The sequence below is a fragment of the Natronosalvus vescus genome, assembly GCF_023973145.1.
In the GTDB taxonomy this organism is placed as follows: domain Archaea; phylum Halobacteriota; class Halobacteria; order Halobacteriales; family Natrialbaceae; genus Natronosalvus; species Natronosalvus vescus.
In genome coordinates this window covers 445589-465368 of record NZ_CP099546.1, presented here as the reverse complement: position 1 = coordinate 465368, position 19780 = coordinate 445589, and the positions used below count along the sequence as shown (strand labels likewise).

Sequence of the window (19780 nt, the reverse complement as noted above, 5' to 3'; positions counted from 1 at the left end):
CGGTGGTTACTGCTCGATCGAGGGAGGAACCGTAGCGTCGTGTCGATGCTGCAGGCCCAATCACAATGCTACAGAATAGATAGTAAATACTACATAAAGGATAGCATTTGCTATAGAAAGTGTAGTGTAATAGTCGTCACCATCGTTGACCGCTTCTATCGTCGTCCATCGTCGTCCACTTCTATTGTCGCCACGTTCCACAGCCGTCCGAAACCACTTCCTGCCACTCGCCCCTCGACCCGAGTATGATCGAAGACCACGTGGTGACCGCCTTCCTGCGACACGACGGTGAGATACTCCTGGCGCGTCGGAGCGACGCGGTCGGTACCTACACCGGCCAGTGGGGCGGCGTCTCCGGCTTCGCCGAGGGGAACCCCGACGAACAGGTGCGAGTCGAGATTACCGAAGAGACCGGGCTCGAGTCCGACACGTCGACGCTCGTCCGATCGGGGCGGCAACTTGAGGTCGAGGACGCCGAGTACGGTCGGACGTGGGTCGTCCATCCGTACCTGTTCGACTGTGAGACGCGCGAAGTCGACCTGAGCGAGGAACACGACGCGGTCAAGTGGGTGTCACCGACGGCGATGCTCGTCGACGACGAGGTGAACGGGAACACCGTTCCCGGCCTCTGGAACGCCTACGAGCGGGTCGCCCCAACCGTTCGCTCGATCGCCGCGGACGACGACCACGGCGCGGCCTGGCTCTCACTGCGAGGGCTCGAGGTAGTGCGCGACCGGGCGGCAATCCTCGTCGACGAACGCGAAGGCGGCGCATCCGACCCAGTCGAGGAGTGGGACGAACTGACGGCGCTGGCCGAGCGCGTTCTCGAAGTTCGGCCGTCGATGGCCGTCCTGCGCAACCGGATCAATCGGGCAATGGCGGCGGCGCTCTCGGACGCTACCGAGACCCGTGGTGGCGAGGGGGCCGACGGCGCGACTGAAGATCCCGTTCCTTGCGCCGACGCCGTTCTCGAGGAAACCATCGAGGGAATTGACCGTGCAGCCACCGCCGACACCGATGCCGCACGGGAGGCGAGCGACCGTCTCGAGGGAACCGTGATGACGCTCTCGCGCTCGGGCACCGTTCTCGAGGCCCTCCGAACGAGTGACGTGCGCAGGATCTACGTCGCCGAGTCCAGGCCCGGGCTCGAGGGCGTTGCCGTTGCAGAGTCGCTCGTCGACGACCACCCCGTCACCGTACACACCGATGCCGCAGCCGCGTCGCTCCTCGCGCGCGAAGAGATCGATAGGGTGGTCGTCGGCGCCGACACGATCCACGCCGGCGGGGCAGTCATCAACAAGACCGGTACCCGCGGACTGGCCGTCGCCGCCGACCGTGAGGACGTCCCCGTCACCGTCGTTACCGCCAGCGACAAGGTTACCACCCGGGAGAAGGTACCCCTCGAGTCCGGCTCACGGTCAACGGTTTACGACGGCGACGCCCCCGTCGACGTCGCGAATCCGACGTTCGACGTCACGCCCGCCGACTGCGTCACCGAAGTGGTCACCGAACGGGGAGCCCTGGAGCCGGCGGACGTCGACTCGCTGGTCGAGGAACTGCGCGAGCTCGAGGGCTGGCTCGCATAAGTGTCGACGTCGGCGCCGCCCGCGGCGGGAAGCGATAGACCGAAACCGTTCCGGGGCGAAGGGGAGATGGGCGGCGGTGACGAAGAGTTACCCCCACCGAGCCCCGTGTGACGAGGGAATTAAACCCGAGCCGCCCACGCTCTAACCGGCGTGTTCTCGTTCGGACGAAGGTTGAATTAGTCGACGCCCGTACCGACCGATATGTCACACGATGACGCCCCAGCTATCGAGCTCGAGCACCTCGGCATTCACGACTCCGTCGACGCCGTCTTCCCGCCCGAGGTGCTGGCTGGCGACCTCGAGGAACTGTCCGTAGCAGTCTCGGTCGTGGGCGACGACGACGTCGACGACTGCGACGCCATCGTCACGCTCGAGCATCGGGAGGCGTTCGCCGACCTCGCGTGGGTGCACTCGATTCAGGCCGGGGTCGACCGCTTCCCGGCGGAGACGTTCGACGATCGAGGCGTGGTTCTCACCAATAGCACGGGTATCCACGACCGGACGATCGGCGAGACGGTCGCCGGGTTCTTCCTCGCGTTTTCCCGTCGGCTCCACCGCCACGTCGCCCACCAGCAGTCGAAGACCTGGGAGCGTCCCGACTGGGACGAGGCGTTCACCCTCCCCGGGACGAGTGCCTGCGTCGTCGGCACCGGGACGCTCGGACAGGGCGTCGCCGAGGTCGCCGGCGCGCTCGGGGTGTCGATGCGTGGCGTTCGTCGCACCCCCAAACCAGTGCCGGGATTCGAGGAGATCGAACCGGTGTCGGCGCTGTACGGGGCCGTCTCCGGGGTCGACTTCGTCGTCTCCACGCTGCCGCTGACCGACGAGACTCATCACCTGTTCGACGCCGCCGTCTTCGAGGCGATGGACGAAACCGCCTACGTCGTCAACGTCGGTCGCGGCCCCGTCGTCGACGAATCGGCGCTGATCGAGGCGCTCGAGACCGGTGCCATCGCTGGGGCGGCACTGGACGTCTTCGAGACCGAGCCGTTGCCCGCAGACTCGCCGCTGTGGGAGATGGACGAGGTGATCGTCACGCCCCACTGTGGCGCGTACACCAGGGACTACGCCCACGACATCGGCGACCTCGTCCGTGAGAACGTCCGTCGACTCGAGGCAGGCGAAGCGTTTACGAACCGGGTCGTCTAACCCGGTCGCGTCGGTTGGGCCGGTCTGACAGATCTACCTGCCCGATCGACACCGATTGTACCGTAGCGACCATCCATCGCAGCATGGTCACCGTTCGACCCGCACGCCCTGAGGATAGCGAGGCACTGGTCGCCGTTCATCTCGCTGCGATCCGCGAACTGGGGGCGACTGCATACGATCCCGACCAGGTGGACGCCTGGGCCGCAAACAAGGATCCCGACGGCTATCCGGTCGAGAGCGAGGACGACCACTTCGTGGTCGCCACCCACGAGGGGGCCGTCGTCGGGTTCGGTCACCTCGCCTCCGAGCACCGGGAGGTGCAAGCCGTCTACGTCCACCCCGATCACGCACGAGCAGGCTGCGGAAGCGCGCTTCTCGAGCACCTGGAGGCGACGGCCAGAGCCGACGACCTCGAGCGGCTGACCCTGTTGTCCTCGAAAAACGCCGTCGACTTTTACGAACGCCACGGCTGGCGGGGCCTCGAGTGGGTCGACCACGAATCGACGGGTGGTGTCGTCCTCGAGTGCCTGCGGATGACGAAAGCACTCGGCCACGAAGCGTGAGTTGAACGTCAGTTACCCGCACAAACCGAACGGAAACGATGCGTAATGACACCATCAATCGTGTCACCATCACACACGTTCCAATATTATTGCCATGAATAACACACTGCATCCAGCCTATGCTAGTCATTAGTTCTCAGAATTTAGATATAAAGACTTATTGCAACAATGGTGTTTCGTTTCGATATGTCACGAAAACTTAGCCGCCGGACGTTCGGACTTGGTCTCGCCACAGCCGTTACCCTGCCGCTCGCAGGGTGTATGGGCGATGACGACGACAATGGCGACGACACTGACGATACGGACGACATGGACGGAAACGGCGACGACAACGGCAACGGTAACGGCGACGACGATGACAACGGCGACGGCGACGACAACGGCAACGGCGACGACAACGGCAACGGCAACGGCGACGGCGACGAAACCGAGGAGTACACGTTGACGATCCGTCTCGAGAACGAAGATGGCGACACTGTTTCCGAGGGCGTCATCGTGACGGTCGAACTCGTCGACGACATCGGCTCCGACAAGTACTTTAGCTCGGAGATTGCCGAAGGAACGATCGAGGACACCTTCGAACCCGCTGATTACCTCGTCACAGTCGAAGCCGACGAGTACAGCGAGAACGACTTCGAAACCCAGGAAGAGGAAGTCACGCTCGAAGCGGACGCGGAACTCGAGTTCGTCATCGACGCAATCGGTGACAGCGAGCGCGACGACGAGTAAACGAACCCGGTCAGTTCTCCCCGATCATCGGACACTGCTGGCTTTTTTATCCCGTTCTCGACGACGTGTATCGAGTGTGAAAACAACCGTTCGACGAAGAATCAGAAAAACTTGAAGAGGTCGTCCCGATTCTGTTCGTGCACGTGCGTTCGAACGGCTTCGTTGAGCGCATCGATCTGCCCGCGTTTGGCCGTAATTGGGGCGATCGTGTCCTGCCACTGTTTCCACGGCGGGTGCAACCCCAGGCGGTCACAGAGTTCGTCGAGGCGTTCGTCCCGGTCGTCGACTTTGTCCATCTTGTTCACCGCGACGACGGTCGGGACGCCGAGTTCGCGCAGGAAGTGAAACATCTCGACGTCGTAGGGGATTTCGTCGGGGCCGGAGTGGCGGTCGATGATGTCGACGGCACTCTTGCCGTCCACGACGAGGATACCGACGAGAATCGAGTCGGCGTACGTCTCGAGGTACTGGACGATGTCGGTCTTGATCTGTTCCTGTCGTTCCGCTTCGACGCCGCTCATGAAGCCGAAGCCGGGTAAATCCGTGATGACGAAGTCCTCGGACGCCCAGTCGTAGTGGTTGGGAGAACGGGTGACGCCCGGTTTGCCACCGGTGTCGAAGCGATGACCGGTAATCTCGCGCATCAGCGTCGATTTGCCGACGTTCGACCGGCCCACGAGGACGATTTCGGCCTCGCGAGTGGGTCGCGTCTCGAACGGATCCATATCAGCGCTCTTGGCCGGCGAGCGGTATAAGCACGGCGAGGCGCGATCACCGACGAACACGGTGAAGGTCGATCATAAATCGCTCGAGGAACGCCTCTCGTCACGCTCCCTCGAGGTGGATGAGAACGACGCCGGTAATCACGAGGGTTCCACCGAGAACCGTGACCCCCGTGACCGGTTCGTGCAAGACGAGGGCACCGAGGGCGACGGTAACGCCCGGTTCGGCGGTGCTGATGATGCTCGCTCTACTCGCTCCGACTCTCGAGAGGCCGGCGAAGAACGTGAGGACGGGAACGACCGTCGCGACGAGTGCAATCGCGAGGACGACCCCCCAGCCAGTCACACTCCCTGGCAACGCGAGCGTGTTCGTCCCGATCCCGAAGACGACGAAGCTGATCGCCGCTGCGGGGAGGACGAACGCCGTCAACGTCTCGGCGTCGACCGACGTGAGCGCCCGCTGACTCACCACGATGTACAGCGAGTACGCGAGCGCCGCGCCCAGCACGACCACGATCCCCCGCGGATCGGCCCCAGCCGGGTCGACACCGGTGATGAGGGCCACGCCGCCGATCGACAGTCCGAGCGCGAAGAGAACGATCTTCGTCACTCGATCGGGATTCGTGAGCGCGACGAGACAGACGACGAACGCCGGGTAGGTGTAGAGGACGATGGCGACCATTCCCGCGGTCATGAACTCGAGCCCGAGGAAGTAGAGCCCACTCTGGGTGGCGTAGCCGACGGCTCCGAGGGCGAAGGCCACAGCCAGCAGACGACCACGGAGGAGGCGAAACCGGCCACGATACCACAGCACCGCCCAGACGGCGACCGCCGCGAGCGAGAAGCGAAGCGCGAGCACGGTCGGAATCGAGAGCCCTTCATCGGCAGCGAGCACGCCGAAGATGCCCAGCGTACCGAAGCCGATGGCCGAGGTCAGCACGAGCGCGATGCCGACCGTCTCGTCGTCCATGGATCGAGGCTGCCGTCGTGACGCAAAAAGTCGTCGCTTCGCGTGGATCAGTACGATCATCGGATCGGAACGGACAGCTGTCGAAGGTGATTCGTCGACGAAGACGCTCGAGGGATCGAGATTCGTTTTCGAGCCCAGGTTCCGTCGCGATGGCGACGCGCTCGAAAATCAGTGACGAGACCGGCCGTAACCGGCGAAACGTGACGGATTTCCAAGTTCTAAAGAGGGTGCCGCGAGACCACCGTCTATGGCACACGCTACCGAGACTGACGTGCTCGAAGAACTGGCACGGCTCCCGACGATGGCCCATCCGACGGTGTCCCCCGACGGTGACGAAATCGCCCTCTACTACGACATCTCCGGCCGGAACGAACTCCACGTACTCGACGTCGAGAGCGGCGACCTCGAGCAGTGGTCCGCTGGCGAAGTTCCCCGAAACGCCAGGTGGTACGTCTCCTGGGGTACCGACGGCGACCGCGTGTTCTTTCACCTCGACGAAGGCGGCAACGAGCAAAACGACATCCACGCCCTCTCGCGAGACGGGTCGGTCGAACCGATCGTACAGATGGACGGGCAGGTCGCGATCCAGGACGTCGGCGACGACGGCCGAACGCTCGTGTTAGGCTCCTCCCGGGACGGTCAGATGAACCTGTATCGCCACGACCTCGAGACCGGCGAGACCACGAAGGTCACCGAGTACGAGCGGGCCGCAGGTGGTGCGACGCTGTCGCCCGACTGCGATCGAGTGGCATTTACGACCAACGAGTCTGACGACTACAACAACAAGGACGTCTACGTGATGGACGTCGACGGCTCGAACCCGCGCAACCTCGAGATCGGTGACGACGGCGCCGAAGCAGGGGCGAACGACTGGAGCCCCGACGGCACCCGACTGCTCGTGAGCGACAACAGCGAGGATCTCGGTCGGGCGGGCGTCTACGACCTCAAGACAGACACGATCGAGTGGTACGGAACCGGCGAGTTCGAAGAGAGCGGGAGCACGTTCCTCCCCGACGGCGAGCGAATCCTCGTCACCCGGAGCCGCGACGCCATCGCCGTTCCGGTCGTCTACGACCTCGAGACCGGCGAGGGCCGCGAACTCGACGTCCCCGATGGCGTCGCCTCGCTCGGGGGGTACGGCCCCGGCAACGTCGTCATCGACGACGACCGCGTTCTCATCCAGCACACGACGCCGACGCGGCGACCCGAATTGCTCGTCTACGACCTCGAAACCGACAGCTACGAGACGCTGCTCGAGGCCGAGTACGGCCCGTTCGATCCCGAGGACTTCGCCGACGCCGAGTACCTTCGGGTCGACTCCGACGGGGTACCCGAAACGACGCAGGCAGCCGTCGAGTACGAACCGTACGACGAACTCGAGATCGGCGCGCTGTTTTACGATTCGGGTGAGCGCCCCTCACCGCTGATCGTCAACCCCCACGGCGGGCCGCGAGCCCGGAGTACGAAAGCGTTCAACCTCTACACGCAGGTGCTGACCGCGCTGGGCTACTCCGTCCTGCAGATCAACTACCGCGGCTCGACCGGTCGTGGCCGCGAGTTCGTCCGGGAACTGCACGACGACTGGGCCGGCGCCGAACAGGGCGACGTCGCCGTCGCCACCGAACACGTCCTCGCGGAGAACGACTGGCTCGACGACGAGCACATCGTCGTCTTCGGCGGTTCCTACGGCGGCTACTCGGCCTACTGGCAGATGGTACAGTACCCCGAGCTCTACGAGGCCGGCGTCGCCTGGATCGGCCTCACCGACCTCGAGGACATGTTCGAGAACACGATGCCTCACTTCCGGACGGAGCTGATGGAGACCTACCTCGGCACGCCTGAGGAGAATCCCGACCTCTACCGAGAGCGAAGCCCGGTGACCCACGTCGAGAACGTCGCTGCCCCCATCTTCCTCGTCCACGGGGTCAACGACCGCCGCGTGCCCGTCTCCCAGGCGCGAATCTTCCGTGACGCCATGCTCGAGGCCGGCTACGAGGAGGGCGAGGACTTCGAGTACGAGGAACTGGGCGAGGAGGGTCACGCCTCCTCCGACCAGGAACAGAAACTGCGGATGTTCGAGCTGCTCGCGGACTTCCTCGAGCGGCGCGTCGGCGGGAACTGAACCGATTCCAGAGACAATCGGGACACTCGAACGCCAACGCCCCCGCTCGAGTGGTTCGAGACTTCCAGGAATTGCTGTGACGACCCTGACTTCTACGAATCGCTAAGGCGAAGCGAGGCGGACTATCGACCGCTCACGACAGGTGGGCGGTGACGTCCGTCGAAGAGACCATCCCGACGTAGTCGTCGTCGACGACCGGGAGGTGTTTGATGCCGTAGGTGGTCATCATCGCGGCGACCTCCTCCATGTAGAGATCCGGCGTGACGGTCTCGACGTCGGTCGTCATTACGTCGGCCACCGTCAACGTCGACACGTCCTTGCCGTCGGCGACGGCCTCGAGGACGTCCGTGCTGCTGATGATCGCTCGCGGCGTGGTCGGGACGACCAGTGCGTTGATGTCCTTCTCGCGCATGCGCTGTGCGGCTTCCATGACCGTCGCGTCCTTCGAAATCGTCTCCAGAGGCGAGGACATGACGTCTTCGACGGTGGTTCTGTCGGATGAACTCATAGTCCTAGGAAGGGCCACGGGGGTAATGGTGTTTGCCGTGGGGAAGGTCGTATCCCGTTGAGCCTGTGAACTGTTACGGAACCCTCGAGTTGTGGCCGTTCAGGACGTCCATCGACGTATCCTCCTGAGCGCGTTGCCTCGAGTGTGCGTCGACGGATCGGTAGAAATCGAGGCCAGCAAAAGACCCATAGCCCTGACGGTCTTTCACTCGGATATGACCGACGATGTTGCCGGGAACGATCCCGCCGTGACCGACGGTGGGACGGCCGCTGTCGACACGGTCGACACGGTTGACGTCGACTTCGGCGAGGACGGCCTCGTACCCGCCATCGCCCAGGACGCCGACTCCGGTACCGTGTTGATGCTCGCCTACGTCTCCCCCGAGGCGCTCGAGGAGACCCTCGAGACCGGCGTCGCCCACTACTACTCCCGGAGCCGCGAGGAACTCTGGCAGAAGGGGAAGACGAGCGGCCACACCCAGGCCATCAGGGAGGTGCGCGTCGACTGCGACGCCGACGCGCTGTTGTACCGCGTCGAGCAGGCCGGCGGTGCCTGTCACACCGGCCACCGCTCGTGCTTCTATCGAACGATCGACGGCGAGAACGTCAGCGAACGAGTGTTCGATCCCGACGCCGTCTACGACGAGTAACTGCTGCGACCGATATCAACGCACTCTATGTCACACGCTGCCACCGACCCAGCGACGGAGGACGACCCAGCCAGCCGACTCGAGCGCGCCCGCGAGCGAGTCGACGCGATCGAACGCGAGATCGACGACGCCGGTGGCCTCGAGACCGTCGAAACGGGTGCCGAAGCCTATCGCAACGCCACCACACTCCTCGAGAACTACGTCGACCGGGCCAGCGGCTCCGGCCGGGAGACGTTCAAACACTACATCCAGCTCGAGGGCCAGTTTTCGACCCTCGTCGAAGGGCTACCCGCGGAACTCCCACACCGGGACGCCTTCGAGGCAGCGTTCGACGCGATCGACAAACGCCGCCTCACCGAGTCGGACTTCGACCGGGCACAGGGTGCCCTGGAGCCAGCCGAAGCGGTCGCCGACCTCCTCGAGGAACGCGAGCGGGCACGGGAGGAACTGGTCGCCGCGCGGAAAGCGGTAAGCGATCGCCTGTCCGACCTCGATGACGAAATCGATAACCACGAGCGACTCCTCACGCTCGCCGACGTCGACATCGACGCGCCCGTCGAGCGCCTCCACGAGCCGATCGATGTGTACAACGAGGCGATCCAGGAGTCCTTCGAAACGTATCTGTACGACGAGTCCGCACGCACCGTCTTCGACTGTCTCGAGCGCAGTCGCTGGCACCCCTTCGTCCCGTTCGAGCGACCGCCGGCAGAGCTACGCGAGTACGTCGCCGAAACCGACGCCGGCGAGTATCCGATCCCCACGCTACTCGAGTACGCCGACCACTCGCGCTCGAAGCTCAGCCACTACGTCGACGACCCCGACCAACTCAAGCGCCGCGTCGCCACCCGGCAAACGTACCTCGAGCGGATCGACGCCACCCCACTGTGTCTCGAGTGGCCGCCCAGCGACGCGGTTACGCTACGCTACGCGATTCGTGACAGCCGTCCGCTGGCCGAACGTATCGGCGGCCAGGACGTCGTCGACCGCCTGTGTGAAGTGCGAGCGCTCACCCGCGACGAGGACTTCGACCGGCTTCAGGTCGCCGCCACTGCACGTGATCAGCTCTCGGCGACCGAACGGCAGAAACTCGCGAACGGAGACGTCGAGGCCGACCTCGAGTCCTTTCGTGCGGAGCGCGAACGGTTGCAGGCGATGCTCAAGGACGACTCGAACGCGTAAATAAACAAAAACCGCGCTTACTGTACCTGCTCTTCCTCTTCGATACGCGCCCACCCGATCGCGTCGAGGACGACGATCCGCCCCTCGTGGCGGACGTAGACGCCGTTGTAGCCGTCGCCGTCGCCGTCGCTCTCGTAGTACGGTAGCGACCGGCGAAGCGCATCGACGATTTCCCAGGAGCCCTCCCGCTCGAGGGTGACGTGCTCCCACTCCTCACGGGCGTCGTTACGAATCGCGCGGGAGATGGCTCGCCCGACACCGGGGAGCGCCCGCAGTCGACGGCTCGAGCTATCGACGACCGTCACGTTCTCCGGGATTTCCTCGACGATTCGAGCGCCAACGTCGGCCTTCGATCGGGCGCGGGCGGTAGGCCGCTCGCGCGACCGTATGAGATAGCCAGCCGCGGCCGCGGTGCCCACTACGAGCATCGACACGGCAATGTCCTTACCCCTGATCATCATAGCGCTATCTAACAGCAATTGACTAAGTATCTTTCGTAAGAATATATCACAGTGACATGATTTCGAGACCACTAGGAGCACAGATATCGGACTCGAGAGGCGCTACAGGCGGTGTACAGCCCCTGTCGTGATAATTCCACCCACGACGAGTAACAGGACTGCCACGACGGCCGCCGCACGAAACAGAGGCAGTGCCCGGTGGGCAGGTTCGCGCAGCTTCTTCCCGTTCAGTCCCGACTCGAAGCGCTTGGCACCGATTTCGACGAGAGCGGCCAGCGCCAACCAGAGGACGACCATTAGGGCGACCAGCTGGCCGTTGGCGGAGGTGAAGAGCCCGGGCGCGCCGTCACCATCGAAGCTGTATCCGGTGCCAGCGAGGTGCCCTCCCGTCAACAACAACACCAGCGCGCTCACACGCGAAATCGTCGTGAGCTTCGTCGAGATCGTCTCGAGCGGTTTGGTCGTGTTGAACGCCCCATCTCGAGCCAGCGGCAAGATCACGAACGCGACGTAGAAGACGCTGCCGGCCCAGACGGCGGCAAATACCAGGTGGGCGAGCCTGGAGGCGATATCGATCGGCATACTCGGCCCCTCGAAGACGAACCGTATCAGCGTTGCGACTCGTCGCCGGGGGTGACAGTCATTCGAACGGAACGTGGATGGCGAGGGTCACTCGAGCCACTCCGGCGTCCACTCGACCAATCGACGGCGAACGAGCGTGTACCCGAGTGAAACCGCCAGCGCGACGGCGACGACCGTCCGAATCGGCCCGGAAAACACCACGAACGCCGGAACGGCCAGCGCGGATGCCAGTAGGGCGTCCTCGGGCGCACCGTCGTAGCGAATCCATCGACGGGGACGGATCCATCGGCCTCGGGCGTGATCGTAGACGGCGCGGTCGCTCGGGTTCGTCCAGGGATCCATTTCCGGGCCGCCGCCTAGGGCGTCGCTGGCGGCGTGAATCCAGGCGCTCGCTGCGCACGCGGCGATTCCCGCAGTGAACGGTGACGGTGCGACCGCCGCGAGGGTGGCCGCCGAAACGGCACCAGCCGCGCCGAGAACGGGGAAATGAAACGTCTTCCGGTGGGTCAACACGAGGTCGACGTCCGGCAGGAGGCCGCCGACGATTGCCCCGACGGCGAGCGGCGTCGCGAGATCCGGAGCGGCGACGGCCACGGGAGCCACGAGCACGAGACCGACGAAGACGTGCGTCGTGGCCATCATGCGCTGACCGAGGGGTTCGGTCGATAAAAAGACCAACCTCGTCGACTCGCTCGCGTGGCCAGAACGGTGGCCGTACCGTCGCCCAGCCCAATGGTAGCCACTCGATAATTATCACGGAGGGCGAGTATCAGTCGCACATGGCTCTCATCGGAGACGGACAGTTCGTCGTTCGAGACTTCACGTTCGAGGTATACGAGCAGGTACTCGAGACGTTGACCGAGTACGGCTACGAGACGTACTCCGTGGCCTCGTTCCTCGAGACCGAGACGCTCCCCGAACGGTACGTAATCGTTCGCCACGACGTCGACCGGCGACCGAGCATCGCCCAATCGATGGCCCACCTCGAGGCCGAGTACGACGTCGAGGCGACCTACTACCTCCGCACCTCGACGTTCAGTCCCGAGTTCGCTCGCACCCTGGTGGATCTCGGCCACGAGGTCGGGTACCATTACGAAGACCTCGCCCGGGCGAAGGGCAATCGGGAACTCGCCTACGAGGAGTTCGAGCGGAACCTCGATCGATTTCGCGAGCACGTCGAGGTGACGACGGCGTGCTCACACGGGAGTCCGCTCTCGCCCCATCTCAACACCGATATGTGGGACGACGCGCGACCACCCGAACGGTACGGACTCACCGGAATCGCCTACGGCTCGATCGAAACGGACGACGCGGATCCGCAGAAGCCAACGTACGTTTCCGATACCGGTCGTCACTGGGGGGTCGTCGATCCGACCGCCGGCCGGATCGACACGACTGAAGACCTCATCGAACTGCTCGAGTCGGGTGCCTGTCCGCGACTGTACGTCCTCGCGCACCCGAGCCGGTGGGCGCGCTCGCGCGGGGAGTTCGTCGAGCGGGTGAGCTGGGACGTCGCCGCTGAAGCCGGAAAACGAGCTGTGGTGCCGCTCCACCGGGCGCGGGGACGCGTTCGGTCGACCGCCAGCGAAGCGGTTCGGGCGGTGAGCCAGCCGGTGGCGATGTCCAAAAACGTCCTCGGGATGACGCCGCGAGATCGGTGACGGCGTACGTTCGAAGCCAGCATTTTCGCGACCGATCCGGTTGCGCCAACCCGCATCCGCTCACACGGTCGGTTGTAACTGTTTACGGGTAAGACCACACACGGTGTCGGGTCTCACCGGCAAGAGACGACAACCGACCGTTTCAGAGATTTTCGTTCTGGTAGCTCCCGTCGTAGGTCTCTTCGTGATCGGCCTGTGCGAAGACGAGCTGTGCAACCCGCGAGCCGCGCTCGAGTTCGATGTCGTGGTGTACCTGCAACAGCCCCTCACCGCGGCCTTCGTAGCCGGCGTCCCAGACCGCCGTGTTGAGCATACAGGAGTTACGCATGAGCGACGAGCGCGGGTAGACGAAGCCGACGTGGTCCTCGGGGATGCGGATGCGCTCGCCGTAGCGAACGACATAGGAGCCGACCGGCAGGTAGTATCTGTCGGGCTGCTTGCGGTCGAGTTCTTCGAGCGGTCGGGCGACGCGATCCCCGATCTCCTTGTCGTCGCGGGTGATCCGCCCCGGCTCGAGTTGTTCGAAGACGACGTCGACGGTGAGGTCGACGCCGTTTGGCTGTACCTGCTCGTCGGTCGTCGGCGAGACGTGTTCGGCGACGAACGCACCGGAACGATACATGCGTGGACAAGTACGTGGCGGCGGGAAAAACGTATCGCGTTCGCCGGGCGTTACGGGTCGAACAGCCCCTCGACGTCCGCCGCCTCTGCACGCCGTCGTTCGACGTGTCCCGCGAGTCGGTCGAACACCAGCGCCCTGTCGCCCGGTTCGCGAACGAAATCGGCCACCAGTGTCAGGAACGGGCTCGTCTCGTATCCCGCCTCGAGGTCGGTGCGGGCGTAGGCGACGCCGTCGTCGATCACGCCCTCGTCGTAGCCCAGTTCCTCGGCGAGTACCCCGGCCGCCAGGAACGTCGCCTCGAGGTCGAGATTCGCGAGGTGGAGGCGTTCACCGTCGTGGGTGAGCGGTGGGGCCGACCGGCGTTCGATCACCGCCGGGTCAGTCGCGAGCGTCTCGAGCGCTCGCCGGACGGCGGCGACGTTGACGCCGCGATACGCCGCCGGCAGCCCATCGAGGTACGCACCCGCGCTCGAGGCCAGTCCGACCGCGCCCGCCCAGTTACGATTCCGGGCGTGATAGATCGCCGCCGTGAACTGGATCAACCCGTGAAGCAGTCGCTCGTCGTCGGTTCCGGCCTCGAGCTCGAGCCAGTGGGCCTCCCAGGCGTCGTGGGCGGCGTGGTAGTAGCCCTCGTTGTAGATGGCGATACCGGCACGGAGCGCCTCGCGCATGGGAGGGGGTAGGCGGCTCGGAGGTATAACTCTCGGTGCTCACACGACCGCGCAGTCCTCACGCCTCACGCTCTCGAGACTCGCGGCTCGCTCAGTACTCACGCTTCGCTGGCTCCCTGACTCCGTGTTGATCCGGACTCGACAGTAAAAAAGCCGGATACGTGCCGCCTCCGGCAGGGCGGGCAGCCGCCATTGGTACGCTGGGACGGACGGGAGCCATCGACACCGGCGCCGCCGACGATACGCCGGCGAATCGGCACCCGACCGCCGCTGGAGCAGTGCGCGTCGATCACACAGCGGTTCGGACAGGACGCCGCCGCTGATCTCGGCGGCACTCGATCGGACGTCGGCACCGAATAAGAGTATGCACTGGATGATGAGGACGACGCCCGGACACAGAATCGTAGGGAGTCGTTACCGGTGGATCGGTTCGCTCGAGCAGCGGGAGTACCGGTCGTGATCGCAGTCGCTCGAGCAAAGTGGGAGAGCACCGCTCGAGCAGCGCCTGAACAAGTGGAGAGCGGGCTCACACGCTCGCCCGGCAAAAATCTGCACCAAAAACACGGACTACCCCTCGAACCCAGCTTCCCATCGGAACCGACCATTCCGCTGAACGACCTCGCCATCCACCTCGAGCCACGAGTCCTCGCTCATATCCGTGATCATATCGACGTGGACGGCCGAATCGTTCCCCGTCTCGCCCTCGGGCAGACACGCGTCGTAGGCCCGACCGACCGCCAGGTGGATCGTATCGCCCATCTTCTCGTCGAAGAGGATGCTGTTCGTGAAACGGTCGATGCCTCGGTTCATCCCGATGCCGAGTTCGCCCAGCCGTCGGGCACCAGCGTCGGTCTCGAGGATGTCGGTCAGCACCCCCTCCCCCTGACTGGCTTCGTGCGAGACGACTTCGCCGTCCTCGAACTCGAGGCGGACGTCACGAACCGCCTCGCCGTTGATCGTCATCGGTACGTCGAAGAGGACGGTTCCCGCCGTCGCGTAGGGCGCGGTGAAGACCTCGCCGCTCGGCAGGTTGTGGGAGTCGTACGTGACCGAGGCCGCGCTGTTGACCGCCGTCCGACCGTCGATGCGCATCGTCAGGTCGGTGCCGTCTTTGACCACGCGAACTTCCGACCCGTCATCGAGCAGATCCTTCATCCGCGACATCTCCTCCGCGAGCGACTTCCAGTCCCGCAGGATAGCGTCGTATGCGAAGTCCTGGTACTCCTCGTAGGCCATCCCGGCTTGCTGGGCGAGCGAGCGCGTCGGGTGCACCGTCGACATCCAGCGCGTGTCGTACTTCGCTTCGCGCATCGCCGCGTTCGCCTTCCGGTAGGCCTGGCGCGTCTCGCCAGGAACGTCGGCTTTCGCGGCGGTGTTTCGCTGGCCACCGATCGAAAGCACGACGTCGGCTTCCTCGTACAGGGCCAGTTCGTGTTCGGCACTCCCCTCGAATTCGCCATCGTGAGCGCGCAGGTACGCCCGCTGGAGTTCGTTGGAGTCGTAGGTGGCGAGCAGGTTGGCCCCCCGTTCACCGAGTTTTTCGGCGACGGCAACCGCCAGCTCGTGGGCGTCCGGGCCAACCGAGAGAACCACGTCGTCACCCGATTCGATCTGGGTACTCCAGTCGACCAGTACCGATGCGTGTTCGCGTACGCGCTCATCCATACCTAACTCGTCTCGAGGGAGCCACTAAATCTCCCCGTTTTGACTCGAGATGTCAGTACGGACACCAGATCCCCAGCCACTGGCCGTGTCGCGGCAAAACGGCGTACACGATCACATTGTAACCATGTCAGGTGCCGAGCCAAAAATATAGAAGGTGTAATTATATACTATTATTTTTATAGTGTTTCTGTCAGGGTGACTACTCGGTCACCCCAGACCTCAGGCGGGCGTCGACTTGCCGTCGTCCCGCGAGCGAACGAAGCCCACGACAGCGTAGACAATCGGCGTATCGAGGAACGCGATCGCGAGTTTGAGGAGATACTGGCCCACGATCAGGGCAGCGAGCTCGCCGCCTGGAAGAACGGGGCCGACGCCGAGTACCCGCGGCGCGAGCGCGAACGCAATGCCGACGAAGATGACGGTGTCGATGGCCTGGCTGCTGGCCGTCGAGGCGATGTTTCGAAGCCAGAGGGCGTCGCCATCGGTGAGATCGCGAATCTCGTGGAACACCCAGACGTCCCAGTTCTGGCTGACGACGTAGGCGAGCAGGCTGCCCACGACGATGTTCGTCGACGCGCCGAGAACGGTCTCGAACATATCGGGATCAACGCTCGCGGGAGATGCGGGAGCCGCGATGGTCGACCAGACGAGCACCAGCAGGACGAAGTTCATCGCGAACGCGACGTTGACGACGACCTGGGCGGCCCGCCGGCCGTACAGTTCGGCGTAGCAGTCACTCGCGAGGAAGGTTAGCGCGTAGGCGAGCGCGGCCCCGGGCAAGACGAGTTGGGCACCCGTCACCGGCAGCGAAAACGGGAGGTCGAACGCCAGCACCTTCGCCGCCGTCACCTGCGCCGTGATCAGCGCCGTCACGAACAGCGCAATCAACGCCACCTGCGGGACGCCCGGCCCACGATCATATTCAGACATTATCCGGGTATTCTCGAGCGAAGGGGCTAAACTGTAGTGATTCGGCGGTGGTTCGTGTCGTCGGGTCGTTTCGGGTCGAAAATGGCGTCTCGCCGGCCGAGTCGGTCGACGCTACGTAGCCGGTCGTCGTTGCGTAATCGACCATCGTTACTCGTGCCGTGGGGAACGGTATCACGAGCATCGCGGGCAACAGTGCCTCGACCCTCGAGCGATCGAGCTCAAAATATTGTTCCGCCCCTCATATCGAGAATGGATGTATTACCGGACGATTCCGATCACAATGGGGGATACAGCGGAACGACTCTCGGAAAGCGCCGATTCGAATATTCGTAAGCAGTGGTCGCGTGAACACCACCCACGCAAGCCTTATCCCCGTATCGGCGTTGTGTTTAGTCGCAATGGCGAAAGGCAACGTTGATTTCTTCAACGACACAGGCGGCTACGGTTTCATTTCGACGGACGACGCGGACGATGACGTATTCTTCCACATGGAAGACGTCGGCGGTCCGGACCTCGAAGAAGGCACTGATATTGAATTCGACATCGAACAGGCCCCCAAAGGCCCCCGCGCGACGAACGTCACCCGCCTGTAATACGGCACCCGTTCAATAGCTCGGTTTCACATTCTACTATTCAACTCGACCGAGAGCGATAGCTCGCGTTACTGCTGGTTGCTATAGTAGCCACTGAAAGTCACTGCACACACGATCGCAAGACGCATCTGCGATCGCTGTGTGAATCGTTTCAGTGGCTACTACATCCCACCGAGTCGTGACTGCGACCAGTCCACTGTTGTAACCCATCCCCCTCGAGCGATCACGCTACCCAGTACGGTCGTCGGCGACGGTGCCGAGAAGGCACCCCGTACCGTCTGGTACGAAGGCCGTACGGTGTAGTACTCGTGACATACCAAAATCCGTGATTGTCATTGGGTGGGGCAGATCATCGCTATGGACACCCCATCCAGATCCTGGCGTACCGTACTGCTCGCCGTCGGCGCATCCCTCGTGATCGCCGCCATCGCAACCGGACTCCTCGTCTCGAGTGGCTCGCTCGCGCCCGTTGCCAGCGATCCCGGGAACGATACCGTCTCGGAGGAAGCGGCCGAACTCGAGGTACCCGAACCCGGGGATGAGTGGTTCGAAGCCCAGGCCGCCGACGGCAGCTGGATCAGCTACATCAACCCGCGCGATGAGTACCGAAGCCCGTATCTCGGCGACGGCTCCGGCAAGATCTGTGTTACCCTGCTGAACGAGGCCGGCGATCCGATCGTCGGCGAGTCGGTGCCGGGAACGACCGTCACCGTCCCGACCGGCGATTCGCTCGACTGGCACTCCGGTGCCGATCCGATGACGGTGCAGTACCCCCTGACCGACCACTACGACCGGCCGCTCGATTCCGATCAGTTCGGCACCGCAGATCACGTCCCCCAGGGCGACGGCTACCTCGACAGTCACTGCATCGAGTTCCACGGCTTCGACGACGACGGCGACGAGGTCACCTACGGAGAGGCCGTCATCGATGGGGCACACGCCGACCACATCGAGGTCATCGGCTACATCCAGCAGGACGACCAGGCCTGGGACACCGACCTCGATCCGCTCGAGGCGGCCGTCCCCTACGAGGACGCTGACGGCGGGTGGGTCTATCAGGAACCGCTCTCACACGGACAGGTGGTCGTCGTGTTACAACTGACCGGGGACGCTCCCGTTGACGACGGTGCCGACGATTCCGGGTCTAACGCTGACAGTGACGACGAAACGAACGACGACGACAGCTCCAGCGACGACGGCGAAGACGACGATACCTCCGGTGTGCCCGGTGAAGGTGACGACGATGCAACCGGTAACGAGAACACTGGCGACGATGACGATGCGAATGACAGTGCTACTGACGGATCGAGCGACACGGAGTCGGGTCAGGGCGACTCGAACGGCACGGACGACTCGACCGACGACGCTGACGCGGATGGGTTATCCGGCTTTGGCTCGCTGGTGGCTCTCACCGCCCTCGCGGCCTTGCTGGTGGCGTTGGCACGGACGCCACGGGGGAGTTGAGACCGCTCGAGGACAGCGGCTACGATCAGTGGCCACGATCCGCCTTCGAACCCGCCGTCCGGCGATTGACGCCTCGGAACTGAGCAACTGGTCACTGAAATTCCGGCCGTGGCGGATACCGCCGCAACAGGCGTGTTCAAGTGTGTCACACCCTTCAACTTGCAGCAGGTGCTGGAACACATGGCCGAGTTACACACCGATGGTGGAGAAACCGACACGACCTGTCGCGTCTGTGGCGACGCGATCACCAAGAAACACACTCATCGGGTCGTGACGGCCGTCGAGGACGGCCAGACCACCTACGATCATTTCTGTACCGACGACTGTCTCGAAGCCTGGGTCGAGTGACGCGAGTTCGGGTGACGAACCCTCGAGATCACCGGACGAGATCACAACGATCACGGCGCTGCCGGACGAACGACGCGTATGACCAGCGATCACAACGGTGAGGAGGGCCCGAGGGCCGCCGAACAGGCCTGTTTCGAGGCAGGCATCAAGTTCGGCTCCCTCTACCACCAGTTTGCGGGCACCCCCATCAGCCTCGAAAGCGTCGACAGCCTCGCTCGAGCGATGGAGTCAGCCATCGAGAACCAGCCCCACTGCGCCAGCGTGACCGTCGACGTTCGCACTGACGCACTCACCGAAGCGCTCGAGGCGTCGTCGGCCGACTACACCGAACTCACCGGGCGGTTCATCGAGGTCGAGATCGTCGTCGACTACGACGACGTCGAAGTCGTGACGCGCATGGCGATGGACGACGGCTACCCGTTGATGCGCCTCGAGTCCGTCCGGCAGCGCTAATCGAGTAGCGGACGTGGGCCATCTGGGCAGCCACACGCCCGCTACCGACGTTCACGACGGTTATACGGACGATAACGCCGGCACACGCGGGTGACGATACCACTCGAGCAAGCAGAAAACGACGACATCCGGTGCTCTGAAGGGTGTATCAGC

At 63.9% G+C, this 19780-nt stretch carries 23 protein-coding genes; 12 read left to right on the top strand and 11 right to left on the bottom strand.

What is annotated here, in order from left to right; translation table 11 throughout:
- Positions 1-245 precede the first annotated feature (245 nt).
- The 4 genes from NGM68_RS02145 (at position 246) to NGM68_RS02130 (ending at position 4027) form a co-directional block, all read left to right on the top strand.
- Positions 246-1586, top strand: a complete 1341-nt coding sequence (locus tag NGM68_RS02145) for an eIF2B alpha/beta/delta subunit family protein (protein ID WP_252700013.1) — start codon at positions 246-248, stop codon at positions 1584-1586.
- A 201-nt stretch (positions 1587-1787) separates the two neighbouring features.
- Positions 1788-2735, top strand: a complete 948-nt coding sequence (gene ddh / locus NGM68_RS02140; protein ID WP_252700012.1) for a D-2-hydroxyacid dehydrogenase — start codon at positions 1788-1790, stop codon at positions 2733-2735.
- A gap of 83 nt (positions 2736-2818) precedes the next feature.
- Entirely contained in the window at positions 2819-3298 is a 480-nt protein-coding gene (locus NGM68_RS02135; RefSeq protein WP_252700011.1) for a GNAT family N-acetyltransferase, read from the top strand.
- A 186-nt stretch (positions 3299-3484) separates the two neighbouring features.
- The gene (locus NGM68_RS02130; RefSeq protein WP_252700010.1) at positions 3485-4027 is read left to right on the top strand and encodes a hypothetical protein; all 543 of its coding nucleotides are present in this window, start codon (positions 3485-3487) and stop codon (positions 4025-4027) included.
- Positions 4028-4128: 101 nt separating this feature from the next.
- On the opposite strand, the gene engB is transcribed toward NGM68_RS02130, so the two are convergent.
- Both engB and NGM68_RS02120 read right to left on the bottom strand, forming a co-directional pair.
- Positions 4129-4752, bottom strand: a complete 624-nt coding sequence (engB, locus tag NGM68_RS02125) for a GTP-binding protein EngB (protein WP_252700009.1) — start codon at positions 4750-4752, stop codon at positions 4129-4131.
- A 100-nt stretch (positions 4753-4852) separates the two neighbouring features.
- A complete protein-coding gene (locus NGM68_RS02120; protein WP_252700008.1) occupies positions 4853-5719 on the bottom strand; it encodes an EamA family transporter in 867 nt (288 codons plus the stop codon).
- Between the two features lie 247 nt (positions 5720-5966).
- Between NGM68_RS02120 and NGM68_RS02115 the strand changes: the two genes are divergently transcribed.
- Positions 5967-7841 carry a S9 family peptidase gene (locus NGM68_RS02115; protein WP_252700007.1) on the top strand — a complete coding sequence of 625 codons (1875 nt, stop codon included), beginning with the start codon at positions 5967-5969 and terminating at the stop codon, positions 7839-7841.
- Positions 7842-7974: 133 nt separating this feature from the next.
- Here NGM68_RS02115 and NGM68_RS02110 read toward each other — a convergent pair whose 3' ends face one another.
- The gene (locus NGM68_RS02110) at positions 7975-8349 is read right to left on the bottom strand and encodes a CBS domain-containing protein (protein WP_252700006.1); all 375 of its coding nucleotides are present in this window, start codon (positions 8347-8349) and stop codon (positions 7975-7977) included.
- A 214-nt stretch (positions 8350-8563) separates the two neighbouring features.
- On the opposite strand from NGM68_RS02110, the gene hisI reads away from it, so the two are divergent.
- Positions 8564-8998, top strand: a complete 435-nt coding sequence (hisI, locus tag NGM68_RS02105) for a phosphoribosyl-AMP cyclohydrolase (RefSeq protein WP_252700005.1) — start codon at positions 8564-8566, stop codon at positions 8996-8998.
- 27 nt (positions 8999-9025) lie between these two features.
- Positions 9026-10177: a DUF7118 family protein gene (locus NGM68_RS02100; protein ID WP_252700004.1), complete on the top strand. Its 1152-nt coding sequence runs from the start codon at positions 9026-9028 to the stop codon at positions 10175-10177.
- 17 nt (positions 10178-10194) lie between these two features.
- Here the strand turns inward: NGM68_RS02100 and NGM68_RS02095 are convergent, their stop codons facing one another.
- The 3 genes from NGM68_RS02095 to NGM68_RS02085 form a co-directional block, all read right to left on the bottom strand.
- Positions 10195-10638, bottom strand: coding sequence for a hypothetical protein (locus tag NGM68_RS02095; RefSeq protein WP_252700003.1), 444 nt, complete (start codon positions 10636-10638; stop codon positions 10195-10197).
- A 102-nt stretch (positions 10639-10740) separates the two neighbouring features.
- Entirely contained in the window at positions 10741-11220 is a 480-nt protein-coding gene (locus NGM68_RS02090) for a copper resistance protein CopD (protein ID WP_252700002.1), read from the bottom strand.
- An 87-nt stretch (positions 11221-11307) separates the two neighbouring features.
- A complete protein-coding gene (locus NGM68_RS02085) occupies positions 11308-11862 on the bottom strand; it encodes a metal-dependent hydrolase (RefSeq protein WP_252700001.1) in 555 nt (184 codons plus the stop codon).
- Between the two features lie 137 nt (positions 11863-11999).
- Between NGM68_RS02085 and NGM68_RS02080 the strand changes: the two genes are divergently transcribed.
- Entirely contained in the window at positions 12000-12881 is an 882-nt protein-coding gene (locus NGM68_RS02080) for a hypothetical protein (protein ID WP_252700000.1), read from the top strand.
- Between the two features lie 142 nt (positions 12882-13023).
- On the opposite strand, the gene NGM68_RS02075 is transcribed toward NGM68_RS02080, so the two are convergent.
- The 5 genes from NGM68_RS02075 to NGM68_RS02055 all read right to left on the bottom strand — a co-directional run bounded on the left by NGM68_RS02075 (position 13024) and on the right by NGM68_RS02055 (position 16914).
- A complete protein-coding gene (locus NGM68_RS02075; protein ID WP_252699999.1) occupies positions 13024-13503 on the bottom strand; it encodes a deoxyuridine 5'-triphosphate nucleotidohydrolase in 480 nt (159 codons plus the stop codon).
- 50 nt (positions 13504-13553) lie between these two features.
- Positions 13554-14174 (bottom strand): DUF309 domain-containing protein, encoded by a 621-nt coding sequence (locus NGM68_RS02070; protein ID WP_252699998.1) that lies wholly within the window; start codon positions 14172-14174, stop codon positions 13554-13556.
- 567 nt (positions 14175-14741) lie between these two features.
- Positions 14742-15839, bottom strand: coding sequence for an aminopeptidase (locus NGM68_RS02065; protein ID WP_252699997.1), 1098 nt, complete (start codon positions 15837-15839; stop codon positions 14742-14744).
- A 219-nt stretch (positions 15840-16058) separates the two neighbouring features.
- On the bottom strand, positions 16059-16769 hold the full coding sequence (locus tag NGM68_RS02060) for a queuosine precursor transporter (protein WP_252699996.1): 711 nt from the start codon (positions 16767-16769) through the stop codon (positions 16059-16061).
- On the bottom strand, positions 16762-16914 hold the full coding sequence (locus NGM68_RS02055) for a hypothetical protein (protein WP_252699995.1): 153 nt from the start codon (positions 16912-16914) through the stop codon (positions 16762-16764). Before NGM68_RS02055 ends, NGM68_RS02060 begins: the two co-directional genes overlap by 8 nt.
- Before the next feature lie 253 nt (positions 16915-17167).
- Between NGM68_RS02055 and NGM68_RS02050 the strand changes: the two genes are divergently transcribed.
- The 4 genes from NGM68_RS02050 (at position 17168) to NGM68_RS02035 (ending at position 19627) form a co-directional block, all read left to right on the top strand.
- Complete coding sequence (locus tag NGM68_RS02050) at positions 17168-17362, top strand: cold-shock protein (RefSeq protein WP_006087767.1); 195 nt, start codon at positions 17168-17170, stop codon at positions 17360-17362.
- 357 nt (positions 17363-17719) lie between these two features.
- A complete protein-coding gene (locus NGM68_RS02045) occupies positions 17720-18826 on the top strand; it encodes a PGF-CTERM sorting domain-containing protein (protein ID WP_252699994.1) in 1107 nt (368 codons plus the stop codon).
- A 180-nt stretch (positions 18827-19006) separates the two neighbouring features.
- On the top strand, positions 19007-19174 hold the full coding sequence (locus tag NGM68_RS02040) for a DUF7576 family protein (RefSeq protein WP_252699993.1): 168 nt from the start codon (positions 19007-19009) through the stop codon (positions 19172-19174).
- A gap of 78 nt (positions 19175-19252) precedes the next feature.
- Positions 19253-19627, top strand: a complete 375-nt coding sequence (locus NGM68_RS02035) for a dihydroneopterin aldolase family protein (protein ID WP_252699992.1) — start codon at positions 19253-19255, stop codon at positions 19625-19627.
- Positions 19628-19780 lie beyond the last annotated feature (153 nt).

Excerpts from the sequence above, each read along its gene's own strand:
- NGM68_RS02045 (WP_252699994.1), top strand. The coding sequence starts at position 17,720 with ATGGACACCCCATCCAGATCCTGGCGTACCGTACTGCTCGCCGTCGGC.
- NGM68_RS02070 (WP_252699998.1), bottom strand. The coding sequence starts at position 14,174 with ATGCGCGAGGCGCTCCGTGCCGGTATCGCCATCTACAACGAGGGCTAC.
- engB (WP_252700009.1), bottom strand. The coding sequence starts at position 4,752 with ATGGATCCGTTCGAGACGCGACCCACTCGCGAGGCCGAAATCGTCCTC.
- NGM68_RS02075 (WP_252699999.1), bottom strand. The coding sequence starts at position 13,503 with ATGTATCGTTCCGGTGCGTTCGTCGCCGAACACGTCTCGCCGACGACC.
- NGM68_RS02115 (WP_252700007.1), top strand. The coding sequence starts at position 5,967 with ATGGCACACGCTACCGAGACTGACGTGCTCGAAGAACTGGCACGGCTC.
- NGM68_RS02090 (WP_252700002.1), bottom strand. The coding sequence starts at position 11,220 with ATGCCGATCGATATCGCCTCCAGGCTCGCCCACCTGGTATTTGCCGCC.
- NGM68_RS02110 (WP_252700006.1), bottom strand. The coding sequence starts at position 8,349 with ATGAGTTCATCCGACAGAACCACCGTCGAAGACGTCATGTCCTCGCCT.
- NGM68_RS02055 (WP_252699995.1), bottom strand. The coding sequence starts at position 16,914 with ATGGTCGATTACGCAACGACGACCGGCTACGTAGCGTCGACCGACTCG.
- NGM68_RS02135 (WP_252700011.1), top strand. The coding sequence starts at position 2,819 with ATGGTCACCGTTCGACCCGCACGCCCTGAGGATAGCGAGGCACTGGTC.
- NGM68_RS02095 (WP_252700003.1), bottom strand. The coding sequence starts at position 10,638 with ATGATGATCAGGGGTAAGGACATTGCCGTGTCGATGCTCGTAGTGGGC.
- NGM68_RS02145 (WP_252700013.1), top strand. The coding sequence starts at position 246 with ATGATCGAAGACCACGTGGTGACCGCCTTCCTGCGACACGACGGTGAG.
- NGM68_RS02065 (WP_252699997.1), bottom strand. The coding sequence starts at position 15,839 with ATGGATGAGCGCGTACGCGAACACGCATCGGTACTGGTCGACTGGAGT.
- NGM68_RS02080 (WP_252700000.1), top strand. The coding sequence starts at position 12,000 with ATGGCTCTCATCGGAGACGGACAGTTCGTCGTTCGAGACTTCACGTTC.
- NGM68_RS02130 (WP_252700010.1), top strand. The coding sequence starts at position 3,485 with ATGTCACGAAAACTTAGCCGCCGGACGTTCGGACTTGGTCTCGCCACA.
- NGM68_RS02050 (WP_006087767.1), top strand. The coding sequence starts at position 17,168 with ATGGCGAAAGGCAACGTTGATTTCTTCAACGACACAGGCGGCTACGGT.
- NGM68_RS02100 (WP_252700004.1), top strand. The coding sequence starts at position 9,026 with ATGTCACACGCTGCCACCGACCCAGCGACGGAGGACGACCCAGCCAGC.
- ddh (WP_252700012.1), top strand. The coding sequence starts at position 1,788 with ATGTCACACGATGACGCCCCAGCTATCGAGCTCGAGCACCTCGGCATT.
- hisI (WP_252700005.1), top strand. The coding sequence starts at position 8,564 with ATGACCGACGATGTTGCCGGGAACGATCCCGCCGTGACCGACGGTGGG.
- NGM68_RS02085 (WP_252700001.1), bottom strand. The coding sequence starts at position 11,862 with ATGATGGCCACGACGCACGTCTTCGTCGGTCTCGTGCTCGTGGCTCCC.
- NGM68_RS02040 (WP_252699993.1), top strand. The coding sequence starts at position 19,007 with ATGGCCGAGTTACACACCGATGGTGGAGAAACCGACACGACCTGTCGC.
- NGM68_RS02035 (WP_252699992.1), top strand. The coding sequence starts at position 19,253 with ATGACCAGCGATCACAACGGTGAGGAGGGCCCGAGGGCCGCCGAACAG.
- NGM68_RS02120 (WP_252700008.1), bottom strand. The coding sequence starts at position 5,719 with ATGGACGACGAGACGGTCGGCATCGCGCTCGTGCTGACCTCGGCCATC.
- NGM68_RS02060 (WP_252699996.1), bottom strand. The coding sequence starts at position 16,769 with ATGTCTGAATATGATCGTGGGCCGGGCGTCCCGCAGGTGGCGTTGATT.